General features: G+C 66.7%; 11 protein-coding genes and 2 riboswitches. Of the genes, 7 read left to right on the top strand and 4 right to left on the bottom strand.

Annotated elements, in window-relative coordinates; genetic code table 11:
* Positions 1-17: 17 nt before the first annotated feature.
* On the top strand, positions 18-2195 hold the full coding sequence (locus V3B46_RS09905) for a primosomal protein N' (RefSeq protein WP_329891825.1): 2178 nt from the start codon (positions 18-20) through the stop codon (positions 2193-2195).
* A gap of 162 nt (positions 2196-2357) precedes the next feature.
* Here the strand turns inward: V3B46_RS09905 and V3B46_RS09900 are convergent, their stop codons facing one another.
* Together V3B46_RS09900 and V3B46_RS09895 are read right to left on the bottom strand one after the other, a co-directional pair.
* On the bottom strand, positions 2358-2978 hold the full coding sequence (locus tag V3B46_RS09900) for a glutathione S-transferase family protein (RefSeq protein ID WP_154264569.1): 621 nt from the start codon (positions 2976-2978) through the stop codon (positions 2358-2360).
* Positions 2979-3119: 141 nt separating this feature from the next.
* On the bottom strand, positions 3120-3899 hold the full coding sequence (locus V3B46_RS09895) for an NYN domain-containing protein (protein ID WP_010481148.1): 780 nt from the start codon (positions 3897-3899) through the stop codon (positions 3120-3122).
* 123 nt (positions 3900-4022) lie between these two features.
* On the opposite strand from V3B46_RS09895, the gene V3B46_RS09890 reads away from it, so the two are divergent.
* Both V3B46_RS09890 and V3B46_RS09885 read left to right on the top strand, forming a co-directional pair.
* Positions 4023-5303 (top strand): NAD(P)/FAD-dependent oxidoreductase, encoded by a 1281-nt coding sequence (locus V3B46_RS09890; protein WP_329891824.1) that lies wholly within the window; start codon positions 4023-4025, stop codon positions 5301-5303.
* Between the two features lie 130 nt (positions 5304-5433).
* Positions 5434-6045, top strand: a complete 612-nt coding sequence (locus V3B46_RS09885; protein ID WP_329891823.1) for a hypothetical protein — start codon at positions 5434-5436, stop codon at positions 6043-6045.
* Positions 6046-6061: 16 nt separating this feature from the next.
* On the opposite strand, the gene V3B46_RS09880 is transcribed toward V3B46_RS09885, so the two are convergent.
* Together V3B46_RS09880 and V3B46_RS09875 are read right to left on the bottom strand one after the other, a co-directional pair.
* Positions 6062-6499, bottom strand: a complete 438-nt coding sequence (locus V3B46_RS09880; RefSeq protein ID WP_329891822.1) for a nuclear transport factor 2 family protein — start codon at positions 6497-6499, stop codon at positions 6062-6064.
* Between the two features lie 71 nt (positions 6500-6570).
* Entirely contained in the window at positions 6571-6837 is a 267-nt protein-coding gene (locus tag V3B46_RS09875; protein WP_005419660.1) for a GIY-YIG nuclease family protein, read from the bottom strand.
* Positions 6838-6877: 40 nt separating this feature from the next.
* Positions 6878-6967: riboswitch (glycine riboswitch) on the top strand.
* Positions 6968-6980: 13 nt separating this feature from the next.
* Positions 6981-7086, top strand: a riboswitch (glycine riboswitch).
* 82 nt (positions 7087-7168) lie between these two features.
* Here V3B46_RS09875 and V3B46_RS09870 point away from each other — a divergent pair.
* The 4 genes from V3B46_RS09870 to V3B46_RS09855 all read left to right on the top strand — a co-directional run bounded on the left by V3B46_RS09870 (position 7169) and on the right by V3B46_RS09855 (position 15373).
* On the top strand, positions 7169-7786 hold the full coding sequence (locus tag V3B46_RS09870; protein ID WP_005411215.1) for a trimeric intracellular cation channel family protein: 618 nt from the start codon (positions 7169-7171) through the stop codon (positions 7784-7786).
* 284 nt (positions 7787-8070) lie between these two features.
* Positions 8071-9237: an MdtA/MuxA family multidrug efflux RND transporter periplasmic adaptor subunit gene (locus V3B46_RS09865; protein WP_329891821.1), complete on the top strand. Its 1167-nt coding sequence runs from the start codon at positions 8071-8073 to the stop codon at positions 9235-9237.
* Positions 9234-12311 carry a multidrug efflux RND transporter permease subunit gene (locus V3B46_RS09860; RefSeq protein WP_329891820.1) on the top strand — a complete coding sequence of 1026 codons (3078 nt, stop codon included), beginning with the start codon at positions 9234-9236 and terminating at the stop codon, positions 12309-12311. The genes V3B46_RS09865 and V3B46_RS09860 overlap by 4 nt, the downstream gene beginning before the upstream one ends.
* Positions 12308-15373, top strand: coding sequence for an efflux RND transporter permease subunit (locus V3B46_RS09855; protein ID WP_329891819.1), 3066 nt, complete (start codon positions 12308-12310; stop codon positions 15371-15373). The genes V3B46_RS09860 and V3B46_RS09855 overlap by 4 nt, the downstream gene beginning before the upstream one ends.
* Positions 15374-15565 lie beyond the last annotated feature (192 nt).

The following is a 15565-nucleotide window of genomic DNA, read 5'->3' as shown; positions in this document are numbered from 1 at the left end:
CCCGGTACACTGGCCCGATGCTTTCACCGATTCCGACCCTGCAGGTCGCCCTGCCCGTCCCCCTGCCCCGCCTGTTCGACTACCTGTCGCCGGAGGGCGTGGCCCCCACGGTTGCGGTCGGCTGCCGCCTGAAGGTGCCGTTCGGCAACCGTGAGCTGGTCGGTGTGGTGGTGGGGCACGGCCAGACCGACGACGGCCAGGGCCTGCGCCAGGCGTTGGCCTGGTGCGACCCGCAGCCGCTGCTGCAGGGTGAGCTGTGGCAGAGCCTGCAGTGGCTGGCGCGCTACACCCACGCGCCGTTGGGCGAAGTACTCAGCACCGCCCTGCCCGGCCCGCTGCGCCATGGCGAGGCCCTGCCCGACACCCATCACTGGGGCTGGCAGCTGACACCCGAAGGCCATGCCCAGCGCGGGAAGCTGCGCGCCGGCAGCCGCCCGCGGCAGTTGGCCGAACTGCTGGCCGAGGCCGTGGTGGATGAAGACGTACTGGGCGAACGCATGGAGGACTGGCGCACCGCCGCACGCAGTCTGGCCAAGCGTGCACTGGCCGAGCGCGTGGCGATGACGGTGGCACCGCAGCATGCGCAGCCGCTGCCCGGGCCCACGCTCAACCCGGACCAGGCCGAAGCCGTGACTGCGATCAACGCCGCCGACGGCTTCCAGCCCTTCCTGCTGGATGGCGTGACCGGCAGCGGCAAGACCGAGGTCTACCTGCAGGCGATCATCCATTGCCTGGCACAGGGCAGGCAGGCGCTGGTGCTGGTGCCGGAAATCGGCCTGACTCCGCAGACCCTGGCACGCTTCCGCGGCCGCCTCGGCATCGCCGTGCATGCGCTGCATTCGGGCTTGAACGACAACGAGCGCGCTCGCGTCTGGGCGGCCGCCTCACGTGGTGAAGCACGCGTCATTGTCGGCACTCGCTCGGCAGTGTTCACGCCGCTGCCGCAGGCCGGTCTGCTGATCGTCGACGAGGAACATGACGGGAGCTACAAGCAGCAGGACGGCATCCGCTACCACGCGCGCGATTTCGCCCTGGTGCGGGCCAAGGCCTTGGGCATCCCGGTACTGCTGGGCAGTGCCACGCCCTCGCTGGAAACCCTGCACAACGCCTACGCCGGGCGCTACGCCCACCTGCGCCTGAAGCAGCGTGCCGGCGATGCACGGCCGCCGCGCGTGCGCATCCTCGATGTGCGCAAGCGGCCATTGCATGACGGTCTGTCAGCCGACGTACTGGCCGGTATCGGCGAACACCTGCAGCGTGGCCAGCAGGTGCTGGTGTTCAAGAACCGCCGTGGCTACGCGCCGGTGCTGCTGTGCCACGACTGCGGCTGGACCGCGCCATGCCAGCGCTGCGATGCGCCGATGACCGTGCATGGCGGCGGCCGTCGCCTGCAGTGCCACCACTGCGGTGCGCGGCAGCCGGCGCCCCTGGCCTGCCCCGCCTGCGGCAGCCTCGCGCTGCAGCCGCAGGGCATCGGCACCGAACGCCTGGAAGAGCACCTCACCGCCGCCTTCGCCGATTTTCCGGTGGTGCGCATCGACCGCGGCACCACCTCGCGACGCGACGCGCTGGAACAGCAGCTGGCGAAACTGGGTGACCAGCCCGGCATCCTGGTCGGCACGCAGATCCTGGCCAAGGGCCACGACCTGCCGAAGCTGACACTGGTGGTAGTGGTGGGCATCGACGAAGGTTTGTTCTCCGCCGACTTCCGCGCCAGCGAGAAACTGGCGCAGCAGTTGATCCAGGTGGCCGGCCGTGCGGGACGCGCGCGTGATCCTGGCGAGGTCTGGCTGCAGACCCATCATCCCGGGCACCCGCTGCTGGAAACCCTGGTCAGCGGTGGCTACCACCCGTTCGCGCAGGCCGAATTGAACCAGCGCCAGGCCGCCGGATTCCCGCCCTTCGCGCATCTGGCACTGATGCGCGCCGAGGCACAGCAGGTCGAGCATGCCAACGCGTTCCTGCTGGCGGCGCGGCAGTTGCTGGGCGAACAGAACGTGGTCGAGGCCTATGGGCCCATGCCGGCGCCGATGCCGCGGCGTGCCGGCTACCAGCGCACCCAGCTGCTGCTGTCCGCCGTGCAGCGGCCGCCGTTGCATGGGGTGCTTTCGCAGTTGGTGCCGCAGCTGTATGCGCTACCAGAAGCGCGCAAGGCGCGCTGGTCGCTGGATGTGGATCCGACGGATCTGTATTGAGGGTGCTGCCCGATGCTGCGTAGAGTCGGGGGGGGGGGGGGGGGGGGGGGGGGGGGGCGGGCCGGGGCCCCCCCCCGACCCCCCCCCCGCCCCCCGGAGCTTGCTCGACTGCCTCATGCAGAAGCAGTCGAGCAAGCTCGACTCTACCAACGGCCCTGCCGCTTACGTCAGCGGCGACATCACGCCGCGCTGGTAGGCCGGGCGTTCGCGCAGGCGGGCGTACCAGTCGGCCAGGTGCGGCAGTTCCGGGCGCTGGATCGGCAGTTCGAACCAGGCATAGATCAGCGAGCCCAGCGGGATGTCACCCATCGCGAATTTCTCGCCCGACAGCCACGGCTGTCTGGCCAGCGTGGCATCGGCCATCGCCAGGTAGTCACCGGCACGCACGATGGCGGCATTGATGCGCGCTTCGTCGCGGTCAGCCGGGGCGGTGCGCATGATGCCCCAGATCAGGTCGGTGTACAGCGGCGCCATCCGCGAGGTGCTCCAGTCCATCCACTTCTCGGCCTGGGCGCGTTCCATCGGGTCTTCGGCGTACAGCGTGCCCAGCGCGTAGCGCGCGCTCAGGTAGCGCACGATGGCATTCGACTCCCACAGCGGCAGGCCGTGGTCTTCGATCACCGGCACCAGGCTGTTGGGATTCATCGCCTGGTACTCCGGCGTCTGCGTGCCGCCATGGCTGCCACCGACTTCGATGGATTCATACGGCAGGCCGATTTCCTCGGCGCACCACAGCACCTTGCGGACGTTACTGGAATTGCGGCGGCCCCAGATCTTCAACATGCGGTTTTTTTCCTTGCTGGCAATGCGGCAACGATACGCCTGATCGGAGTGGGTGTGTGGTTGGCGGATGTGGAATCGGGCATCTGCGCGCTGCCGGCCAGCGGCCGGCACTACCGGTTCCTTTCCGCTCCGCGGCCGGCATTACCGGTTCTTTTTCGGCAGTGCGCGCACGTAGGACGATTTGCCGTCCTTCTTCAGCTCGAACAGGCCGATCGCTGCCAGCAGGTCACTGAGCTTCCCGTAACCGTAGTTGCGCGGATCGAACGACGCCTGGTTGCCGATCTGGCTGCCCACGGGCCCCAGATGCGACCAGCCATCCTCGCCCTCGGCCGAGGACACCGCACGGCGCAGCATCTTCACCAGCCGGGTGTCGCTGCGCATTTCCGCACCGCTCTTGCGTGGCCGGGCATCGTCGTTGGCAACAGGCTCGTTCGATGCCTGTTCGCTGGAAGCCTGTTCGGTATCCGGCACGCTGGCATGGGTCTGGCCCAGCGCTTCCAGATAGGTGAACTTCGAGCACGCGTTGACGAACGGCTCCGGGGTTTTCTTCTCGCCGAAGCCATACACCTTCACGCCATCGGTCAGCAGGCGCATCACCATCGGGGTGAAATCGGCATCGCTGGACACGATGGCGAAGCCATCGAGATTGCGCGCGTACAGCAGGTCCATGGCATCGATCACCATCGCCATGTCCGAGGCATTCTTGCCCTTGCTGTAGGCGAACTGCTGGATCGGGCGGATCGCGTACTCGTGCAGCACCGCTTCCCAGCCCTTCAACCGCGGGCTCTTCCAGTTGCCGTAAGCACGGCGAACGTTCGCCACGCCGTAGCGGGCGACTTCGGCCAGGACCTCGTCGATCTTCGAGGCCGGCGCGTTGTCGGCGTCGATCAACAGGGCGATGCGCTTTTCCGGTTCGCTCATGGGCTCCTCAAGGGCGGTTGCCTGAACCCGAGTATCGCCGATCCACGCGGGCGCTGACGTGACAGGCAGTCGCCGTGCGAAGATGCCAGGCGCTTCCCCCAATGCCCCCACTGGAGTGAGTCGATGAGTCGTGAGCGCGTTCCCCACCTGGTCGTTGTCGGCGGCGGTTTTGCCGGTCTCTGGGCCACCCGTGCCCTGGCCCGCGAGCGCATACGCATCACCCTGGTCGACCGCCGCAACCATCATCTGTTCCAGCCGCTGCTGTACCAGGTGGCCACCGCCGGCCTGTCCGCGCCGGATATCGCCGCACCGCTGCGCCACATCCTCGGCCACCAGCGCAATGTGGAAGTCCGCCTGGGCGAAGTGGTGACCATCGACAAGCAGGCCCGGCAGATCCGCATGGCCGATGGCAGCACGCTGGACTACGACAGCCTGCTGCTGGCTACCGGCGCCACCCACGCCTACTTCGGCAACGACCAGTGGGCCGATGATGCGCCCGGGCTGAAGACGCTGGACGATGCCATCGCACTGCGCCGCAAGCTGCTGCTGGCGTTCGAGCGCGCCGAGGCCGAACCGGACCCGGCGAAGAAAGCGGCGTGGTTGAGCTTTGCCGTGGTCGGCGGTGGACCTACCGGCGTCGAACTGGCCGGCACCCTGGCCGAGATCGCGCGGCATACGCTGCGCAATGAGTTCCGCCACATCGACCCGGCCAGCGCCAAGGTGCGGCTGGTCGAGGCTGGCCCGCGCGTGCTGTCCTCGTTCCCGGAAGTGCTTTCGCTGAAGGCGCGTCGGCAGCTGGAAAAACTCGGCGTGGAAGTACTGACCGGTACCCCGGTGAGCGACATCGACAGCCAGGGCTTCAAGCTCGGTGAGCAGTTCGTGCCGGCCCGCACCGTGGTCTGGGCCGCCGGCGTGGCCGCCTCACCACTGGCGCGCACGCTGGACGTGCCGCTGGACCGCGCCGGCCGCGTGCAGGTGCAACCCGACCTCACCCTGCCCGGGCACCCCGAACTGTTCGTGGCCGGTGACCTGGCCGCACTGAACCAGGCCAATGGCAAACCGGTGCCCGGCGTGGCGCCTGCCGCCAAGCAGATGGGCAAGTACGTGGCCGAGGTGATCCGCGCACGCCTGCATGGCAAGCCCGCGCCGGGTCCGTTCAAGTACGCCGACTTCGGCAACCTGGCCACCATCGGCCGCATGGCCGCGATCGTGCACCTGGGCCGGCTGCAGCTTTCAGGCGTACTGGCCTGGTGGTTCTGGCTGGCCGCGCACGTGTTCTTCCTGATCGGTTTCCGCAACCGCGTGGTGGTGCTGCTGAACTGGGCGGTGGCGTACTGGAGCTACCAGCGCAGCGCGCGCATCATTTTTGGTGATGACCAGGAAGACCGGCGGCCGAGGCGGTAGGGTCTGCACTTGTGGCGGCCATCACCGGCCCGTAGATGGAATGACATGTTCTTCTGACATGTCGTCTCAGAGTCGATCCAATCGAAGCACGAGGCACTGAGCAAGTGATGAATCACTGAAGAGGATAGATATGGAAACCACATCATCAGACAAGTACGTCGAAGTCGGGGGTGATTTCGCGGAAATATTTGATCAAGCCACTCTGCTTTCGATGCTTAATTCTCACGATGAAGCGGCGGTGGCTTTGAAATTCCATTTGATCATGGAGGAGTTCATCAACATCTGGTGTTCAAAGCGCACCTACACAGATGACTTATTTGCAGGCATAGACTTCGTTCCATTCAAAACGAAGCTAGCAATTGCCAGGAATCTCGGCCTTGAGATCGGAATCTTCAAAACCCTGGACAAGTTAAATACTGCAAGAAACAGATACTCCCATCGACTCAAGTACAACATGGCGGCCAATGACGTTGAGTCGCTTTCAGCCCTGATCGATAACGCAGCACCAGAACATCCTGTCAACAGCTGCTCTAGTTTCGTCATTGAGAGCTCCGGCATCGATCCGCAAGGTCGCTTGGCGAAGCAGACTCACAGTTGGAACTCCGGCAATCCAAAAAAGCTATTCATCATGTGCGTTACATTGACAATGAAGACAACTCTTTGGATTCAGAAGGAGTTCGACGATCGTGGAATCAGTTACACACTTACGACAGGGTTGCCGAAGAGTATAAATCTGTCGTGAACTTAACTATCAACAGCTAGCGAACGTCTGCCTTCGGCTTCGGGTACCACAGCGCGTTGACGATGACCCAGCGCTGGTCGAAGCGGCCCATGTGGAAGTAGTCGACGAACCACGGCGTTTCCAATCGCACCGAGGCGGCGTTGCCGGTCACGTCCAGCACCGTGCAGCGGCGATCCCATTGATCCTTCGGGGTCTTCAGCGCGCCCTGCTTCGTCAACGAGACCAGCTCTTCCTTCGACATGCGGCGCAGGCCCAGGCGTTCGTCGGGTGTATCGCCAAGGACCGCGCGCTTGGCCAGGTCCGGGTGCAGGGAGCGCGCGACGCGCTGCGGGTCGGCTTCCAGCTGGCCGTCGACGTAATCGTGGCAGGTGGCTTCAATGGCCGCGATGGTAGCCGGATCGGCAGTGGGGCTCATTGTTGCGGAGAGAGCGAACAGCAGGGCGATCGTGGACATCCGGGTCTCCAGCTCTGGGCGCGGGGTGATCATGGCATGGGCCAAGTGCCCCATCCACGCATGGCGTGGATCTACAGGACCGGGGCCTGCAGCCAGGCCAGCTTGCGTTCGCGCGGCTGTTGCTTGAGCTGCCACTCGGCACGGGAGGCGGCGGCCCGGTCCGGGTACTCGCGCACGGCCAGCACCCGCAGCGGCGGCCGCGCCCGGGTGTAGCGCGCGCCCTTGCCGGCCTGGTGGGCGGCGAAACGCGCGTCCACATCGGTGCTGATGCCGGCGTAATAGCTGCCATCGCGGCATTCGAGCAGGTACAGGAACCAGGGTCGGAGGGACGGGGCCATGCCCGGATTATGCCGTGCTGCACTGCAGCGGATATACTGGCGCCCGAATGCAGGAGAGAGGCGCCGCGCTGGCGCCCGCCGAAGGCGCAGGCTCCCATGATCGCTCAGGCCGGTGGGCTGGAATCCCACCAACCATGCATTCGACTCGCCGAGCTGGAGAGAGGTCACCGGGCATGCCCGGGACGATCCGCCGAAGGGGCACGCGGCCCATGCCGCTGAACTCTCAGGCAAAAGGACAGCGGGAGCGGCACCGGTCATCGTCATCCCGTCATTGCGCAGGCAGTGGCGGTAGTCGCGCATGGCCGGCCCCACCGCGCCCGGAGCCTGTCCCATGCTGCTGTCCATCATCTACCTGATCGCCATTTCCGCCGAAGCCATGACCGGCGCGCTGTCCGCCGGCCGTCGCCGCATGGACCTGTTCGGCGTGGTCATGATCGCCTGCGTCACCGCCCTCGGCGGCGGTTCGCTGCGCGACATCCTGCTCGGGCACTACCCGCTGGGCTGGGTGAAGCATCCCGAGTACCTGGGCTTCACCGTGTGCGCCGCGCTGATCGCCACCTGGGTGGCACGCTGGATGCACCACTTCCGACGCACCTTCCTGGTGCTCGATGGCCTGGGCCTGATCGCCTTCACCCTGATCGGCTGCTCGATCGCGCGCGAGGCCGGCCATGCGATGCCGATCGTGCTGATCGCCGGCATGCTGACCGGCGCCTTCGGTGGCGTGCTGCGCGACATTCTCTGCAACGAGGTGCCGCTGATCTTCCAGAAGGAGCTGTACGCGATCATCGCGCTGCTGACTGGCGCGGCGTATCTGCTGCTGCTGCACTGGGGCGTGGCCGACGCCACCGCGATACTGTGCTGCCTGGGCGGCGGCTTCGCGCTGCGCCTGCTGGCGATCCACTACCGCTGGGAAATGCCGAAGTTCGTCTATCACGACGAAGTACATTGATTGTTTGACGGTAGTGCCGGCCGCGGGCCGGCAACACGGCACACGCCCGCAGATTCCGGCAGGTTGCCGGCCAGCAGCCGGCACTACCGAATACGTTGCATGACCATGGTCATGCGGCATTGGCCGGGGTGATTGGCTACCATTGTCACCCCGTCGCTGCCGCGATGGCATCCAGCCACGCCGCGCCCGCGGCCCCGCCAGACACTCCCTCCCCGCTGCCCGTGGTGCCGTGAACGCGCCGACGGGCCCGCATGTCCCTGCGCGCGCAGGGCGCAGGATGCCCCATGTCTGTCGCCAAAAATTCCCGCTTCCGTCGTGCCCGCCTGTTGTGGGCGGTGCTGGCCATCGCCCTCGTCGCCGTTCTGGCGTGGTGGCTGTGGCCCCGGAACGGCGCCGGCAGCAGCGACGATGTCCCGGGCAAGACGGTGCCGGTACGCGTGGCACGCGCCAGCGCCGAGCCGCTGGTGCTGCGCCTGAAGGCGGTCGGTACGGTCACCCCGCTGCACAGCGTGGTGGTACGCAGCCGCGTGGATGGCGAACTGCTGCGGCTGCATTTCCAGGAAGGCCAGCAGGTGAAGGCCGGCGATCTGCTGGCGCAGATCGACCCGCGCCCGTATGAAGTGAAGCTGGCACAGGCCCGGGGTACCCAGCAGCAGAACCTGGCCGAGCTGGAGAACGCCGAGCGCCAGCTGCAGCGCTACCGCGAACTGCAGAAGCAGAACTACGTGTCCGGGCAGGAACTGAGCGACCAGCAGAGCAAGGTGCGCCAGCTGCAGGGCCGCCGCCTCAGCGATCAGGCGTCTGTTGATGAAGCGCGCCTGCAGCTGCAGTACACCCGCATCACCGCCCCGGTCAGTGGCCGCGTCGGGCTGCGCCGGCTGGATGTGGGCAACCTGGTGCGTGCCAGCGATGCCGAAGGCCTGGTGACGCTGGCACAGACCGCACCGATCAGCGTGCTGTTCACCGTGCCCGAACCCGAGCTGCCTGCGCTGCTCGATGCCGTGCAGGCGCAACCGGCACTGGCGGTGGAAACCTGGGACCGCGAAGAACGCCGGCAGCTGGCCCGCGGCTCGCTGTCCAGCGTCGACAACCGCATCGATACCACCACCGGCACGCTGAAACTGCGTGCGCACTTCGCCAACCACGATCTGGCGCTGTTCCCCAACCAGTTCGTCAACGTCCGCCTGCAGCTGGGCGAGCAGCCCGCGCTGCTTATTCCCGATGCCGCCGTGCAGTTCGGCAGCCAAGGCAACTACGTGCATATCGTCGACAAGGACAGCAAGGCACAGCGCCGCACCGTGGTGCTCGGTCCGGCCGATGATGGACGCGTGGCCGTGCGCTCCGGGCTGGCCGCAGGGGACAAGGTGGTGATCGAAGGCATCGACGGGCTGGAAGACGGCACGGCGGTGGAGATCATCACCGAGGAGGTCGCGACCAAGGCCGGCGCATGAACCTCTCGCGCCCGTTCATCCTGCGCCCGGTCGCAACGACTCTCCTGATGGTGGCGCTGCTGCTGTCCGGCGTGCTGGCCTATCGCCTGCTGCCGGTGGCGGCGCTGCCGCAGGTCGATTACCCGATCATCCAGATCACCACGCTGTATCCGGGGGCCAGCCCCGAACTGACCACACGCACCATCACCGCACCGCTGGAGCGCCAGCTCGGCCAGATTCCCGGCCTGAAACAACTGTCGTCGACCAGTTCCGGTGGCGCCTCGGTCATTACCCTGCAGTTCGGGCTGGAGGTGTCGCTGGGTGTGGCCGAGCAGGACGTGCAGGCCGCCATCAACGCGGCGGGCAGCTTCCTGCCCGGGGACCTGCCGGTGCCGCCGGTGTACCGCAAGGTCAACCCGGCCGACACCCCCATCCTGACCTTGGCGGTGACCTCGCAAGGCCTGTCGCTGCCGCAGGTGCACGATCTGGTGGATACGCGCATCGCCCAGCGCCTGGCGCAGTTGCCCGGCGTCGGCCTGGTCAGCCTGGCCGGTGGCCAGCGCCCGGCGGTGCGCATCCAGGTCAATCCAGCGGCGCTGGCCGCCAACAACCTGGGCATGGACCACATCCGCACCGCCATCGCCGCCGCCAACGTCAACCTGCCCAAGGGCAGTTTCGACGGCCCGATCCGCGCGGTGATGCTCGATGCCAACGATCAGATGCGCAGCGTGGATGAGTACCGCGCCCTGGTACTGGCCTGGCGCGACGGCGCGCCGCTGCGGCTGGGCGATGTAGCCACCATTACCGATGGCGCCGAGAACCGCCAGTTGGCTGCGTGGAGCGGTACCACGCCGGCAGTACTGGTGAACATCCAGCGCCAGCCCGGCGCCAACGTGATCGCCGTGGTCGAGCAGGTGCGTACGCTGCTGCCGCAGCTGCAGGCCACGCTGCCCGCCGGCGTGCAGATGAATGTACTGAGCGACCGTACCGAATCGATCCGCGCGTCGGTGCGCGGTGTGCAGAAGGAGCTGGTACTGGCCATTGGCCTGGTGGTGCTGGTCACCTGGGTGTTCTTGCGCAATCTGCCGGCCACGCTCATTCCCAGCGTCGCAGTGCCTCTATCGCTCATCGGCACCTTCGCGGTCATGCTGCTGGCCGGCTATTCGCTCAACAACCTCACGCTGATGGCGCTGACCATCGCCACCGGCTTCGTGGTGGACGACGCCATCGTGATGCTGGAGAACATCGCCCGCCATCTGGAGGAAGGTGAAAGGCCCCGCGATGCAGCGCTGAAAGGCGCAGCCGAGATCGGCTTCACCCTGGTGTCGCTGACTGTTTCGCTGATCGCGGTGCTGATCCCGCTGCTGTTCATGGCCGACCTGGTGGGTGCACTGTTCCATGAGTTCGCAGTGACACTGGCTGTAGCCATCGGCATTTCGCTGGTGGTCTCGCTGACGCTGACGCCGATGCTGTGCGCGCGGTTCCTGAAGCCGCACGCGAAGACTGCACATGCGCCCGATGTCTTCGACCGCGTCATCGGCCTCTACGACCGCCAGCTGCGCTGGGTGCTGCAGCGCCAGCCGCTGATGTTGCTGGCCACCGTTGCCACCCTCGCACTGACCGTGGCGCTGTACTTCGCCGTGCCCAAGGGTTTCTTCCCGGTGCAGGATGCCGGCCTGGTGCAGGGCATCAGCGAAGCGCCGCAGGCGATCTCATTCCAGGCCATGCGCGAGCGCCAGCAGGCGCTGGCGGCGGCCATCGAAGCCGACGAGGCGGTGGCCAGCGTCTCGTCCTACATCGGCGTGGACGGCAACAATGCCACGCTCAATACCGGCCGCCTGCTGATCGAGCTGAAACCGCACGGCGACCGCGATGGCGCCGCCGTGGTGATGGCGCGCCTGCAACAGCGCGTGTCGAAGATCCCCGGCATCACCCTGTACCTGCAGCCGGTACAGGAGCTGGGCATCGAAGACCGCATCAGCCGCACCCAGTACCAGTTCACCCTGACCACGCCGGATCTTGAAACACTGGAACGCTGGACCCCGAAGCTGCTGCAGGCGCTACGCCAGCAACCTGCACTGCGCGATGTCGCCAGCGATCTGCAGATGCAGGGCCGGCAGGCGCGCGTGGCGATCGACCGCGATGCGGCGGCGCGCCTGGGCGTAAGCGTGGAAGCAGTAGCCGATGCGCTGTACGACGCCTATGGGCAGCGCCAGATTTCGACCATCTTCACCCAGGCCAGCCAGTACCGGGTGGTGCTGGAGGCCGATCCTTCACGACAGCCCGGGCCGGAGGCGATCACGGGCCTGCGTGTGCGCAGCAGCAGTGGGCAGACCGTGCCGCTGGGTGCGGTGGCACGCGTGGATCTGGGCCCGACCGCCCTGCTGCGCAACCATGTCGGCCAGTTCCCGGCGGCCACGCTGTCGTTCAACCTTGCCCCGGGCGCATCACTGGGCGAAGCGGTGGAGGCTGTGCACGCCGCGCGCGCACAGGTGAACCTGCCGCAGAGCATCGAACTTCGCCTGCAGGGTGCCGCAGCGGCCTTCAGCAGCTCGCTGTCGTCCACACTGTGGCTGATCCTGGCCGCGGTGGTGGTGATGTACATCGTGCTGGGCGTGCTCTACGAGAGCTTCATCCACCCCATCACCATCCTCTCCACCCTGCCCTCGGCCACCGTCGGTGCGTTGGCGGCACTGTGGGTAAGCGGACGCAGCCTGGACCTGATCGCGGTGATCGGCATCGTGCTGCTGATCGGCCTGGTGAAGAAGAACGCGATCATGATGATCGACTTCGCGCTGGACGCGCAGCGCACACGCGGCGTGTCACCGCGCGAGGCGATCCATCAGGCCGCGCTGCTGCGTTTCCGGCCGATCCTGATGACCACGCTGGCCGCGCTGTTCGGCGCAGTGCCGCTGATGCTGGCCAGTGGTTCCGGCGCCGAGCTGCGGCAGCCACTGGGCTGGGTGATGGTGGGGGGGCTGCTGGTCAGCCAGGTACTGACCCTGTTCACCACGCCGGTGATCTACCTGGCCTTTGATCGCCTGCAGCGTGGCCGTGCGACGTCCCCGGTGGCCGTTGACAAGGCGCGCGCGTGACCCCCATCGCGCGCCTGGCGCAGGCCTGCGTGCAGCGCCCGGTAGCGACGATCCTGCTGGCGGTGGCGCTGGTGCTGGCCGGCCTGCTGGCATTGCGCCTGTTGCCGGTGGCGCCGCTGCCACAGGTCGATTACCCCGCCATTGAAGTCAGTGCCAGCCTGCCCGGCGCCTCGCCCGAGTCGATGGCAGCCACCGTCGCCACGCCGCTGGAGCGCGCACTGGGCAGCCTGCCCGGCATCTCACGCATCGACTCGGCCAGCACCCAGGGCCAGACCCAGATCGAACTGAAGTTCGTACTCGGCCGCGACATCGATGAGGCAGCGCGTGAAGTGCAGGCCGCCATCAATCTTGCACGCGGGCAGTTGCCCAGTGGCATGCCCGGCATGCCGCAGTACCGCAAGGTCAATCCCTCACAGGCACCGATCCTGGCGCTGGCACTGACCTCGGACACGCGTTCGCCAGGCCAGCTGTATGACCTGGCCTCCACCGTGCTGGCGCAGAAGCTGTCGCAGGTACCGGGCGTGGGCGAAGTGCAGGTGGGCGGCAGCGCCTTGCCCGCCGTGCGTGTATCGCTGGACCCGAATGCACTGAACCATGCAGGCCTGGCGCTGGAGGACGTGGCCCAGGCCATCGGCCGCGCCAACGCCATGCGCCCGCTGGGTGCCGTGGGCGATGACCGTCAGCAGTGGCAGCTGGAAGCGCCGCTGCAGCTGCGCCAGGCCGCGCAGTACCGCGAACTGGCATTGAAGGTCAGCGACGACCGCACGCTGCGGCTGGGCGATGTCGCCGCCGTTGCCGATGGCGTGGAAGACCGTTACGCCAGCGGCTTCCACAACGAACGCCCCGCCGTGCTGCTGATCGTCAGCCGCCAACCCGGCGCCAACATCATCGCCACCGTTGATGCCATCCAGGCGCAGCTACCGCAACTGCATGCGCTGTTGCCCTCCGGCGTGGACATGCGGCTGGTGATGGACCGCTCGCCGGTGATCCGCGCCACCCTGCACGAAGCAGAGCTCACGCTGGTGCTGGCGATCGTGCTGGTGGTGCTGGTGGTGCTCGGCTTCCTCGGCCACTGGCGTGCAGCGCTGGTGCCCTGCGTGGCGATTCCGGTGGTGCTGTTCGGCACGCTGGCGCTGATCGCGCTGATGGGCTTCTCGCTCAATACGCTTTCATTGATGGCGCTGATCGTCGCCGCCGTGCTGGTGGTGGACGATGCCATCGTGGTGCTGGAGAACATCGCCCGCCATCGCGAACTGGGCGCCGACCGCTGGCAGGCGGCAGTACGGGGTGCATCGGAAGTCGGTGCCACGCTGCTGTCGATGAACGTTGCACTGGCCGTGGTGTTCGTCTCCATCCTGTTCCTGGACGACTTCGTCGAACGCCTGTTCCGCGAATTCTCGTTGACCCTGGTGGCGGCCATGACGGTCTCCGTGCTGGTCGCGCTGAGCCTGGTGCCGATGCTGTGTGCACGATTGTTCGTGGATGCCGCGCAGCAACCCTCGCGCTGGCAGCGGGGCAGCAATGCGCTGTTCGAACGTGGGCGCAGCGCCTACCTGCGCACGCTTCAGGCCAGCCTGCACCGGCTGCGCTGGCCATTGCTGGCGTTCGTTGCAGTCATCGCGCTCAACACGTGGCTGTTCCAGCAGGTGCCCAAGGGCATCGTGCCCAAGCAGGACACCGCGCAGCTGCGCGGCTTCGCGCGCGGCGATGACGGCCTGTCCTTCCAGGCCATGCAACCGAAGATCGATGCGTACAGGAAGCTGTTGCTGTCCGATCCGGCCATCGAGGACATCATCGGCTACATCGGTGGCAGCAACGGGGTCAACAACGCCTTCATCATGATCAAGATGAAGCCGCTGGCAGAGCGCAAGGTGTCCAGCCAGCAGGTGATCGACCGCCTGCGCGCGCGGCTGCCCAAGCTACCCGGCGGCAATCTCTATCTGTGGGTGGACCAGGACATCCGCCTGGAGGGCGCCGGCAGCAGCGGCAAGTACGAGTTCCAGCTGCTGTCGGCCGATACAGCACCACTGCGCGAATGGGCGCCGAAGGTGGCGGCCGCGCTGCGTGGCCTGCCCGAACTGGTGGACGTGGAAGCACAGGGTGAAGCGGGCATGCGCCAGGTGGTGCTGGATATCGACCGCGAAGCAGCCGCGCGCCACGGCGTCGACCTGCGCACGGTGGCCAACATGCTCAACAACTCCTTCAGCCAGCGCCAGGTCGCCACGCTGTACGACAGCCTCAACCAGTACCGCGTGGTGATGGAGCTGGACCCGAAGCACACCCAGGACCCGGGCACGCTGTCACGACTGCAGGTGATCGATGGCAACGGCCAGCGCATTCCGCTGTCGAGCATCGCCAGCTGGCGCTATGGCATGGCACCGGACCGGGTGTACCACAGCGAGCAGTTCGCCTCGATCTGGATCGAGTTCGCACTGGCACCGGGGGTGGGCCTGGAACAGGCCACGCAGGCGATCGATGGTGCGATGTCGAAACTGATGCTGCCACGTTCGGTCCAGGGAAAACTGTCCGGCGAAGCCGGCGGCCTGGATCAGCTGCGCGCGCGCCAGCTATGGCTGGTGCTGGGCGCCACACTGGCGGTCTACCTGGTGCTGGGCATCCTCTACGAGAGCTTCCTGCAGCCGCTGGTGATCCTGTCCACCCTGCCTTCGGCCGGTGTCGGCGCGCTGCTGGCGTTGTGGCTGTTCGGCAACGAACTGAACCTGATCGCCCTGCTCGGCCTGTTCCTGCTGGTGGGCGTGGTGATGAAGAACACCATCCTGCTGGTGGATTTCGCACTGGCCGGCGAGCGGCGCGGGCTGAGCGCGCAGGATTCAGTGATGGAAGCCGCACGGTTGCGCCTGCGGCCGATCCTGATGACCTCGCTGGCAGCGCTGCTGGGCACGCTGCCGCTGATGCTGGCCAACGGCGAAGGCTGGGAGCTGCGGCAGCCGCTGGGAATCGCCATTGTGGGCGGGTTGCTGGTCAGCCAATGGTTGACGCTGTACACGACCCCGGCGATGTATCTGGCGTTGGCGAGGTTGCGCGCGAAGAAGGCCATGTAGCGTCGAGCCATGCTCGACTGCTCTTTACAGGGAACCAACGCGCTTCTCGCGCAAGTCGATCATGGCTCGACGCTACAGAAGAGCGGTATCCACGCGTGGCGTGGATCTACGGCGGACATTGAGTAGAGTCGAGCTTGCTCGACTGCCGTTGGTGCACGTTTTTCCGCAGTCGAGCAAGCTCGACTCTACGTA

Origin of the sequence: Stenotrophomonas sp. SMYL11, from assembly GCF_036320005.1 — a bacterium.
Lineage (GTDB): Bacteria > Pseudomonadota > Gammaproteobacteria > Xanthomonadales > Xanthomonadaceae > Stenotrophomonas > Stenotrophomonas maltophilia_A.
Note: the sequence above shows the minus strand (reverse complement) of the source record. Positions and strands in the feature narration are given on the sequence as shown.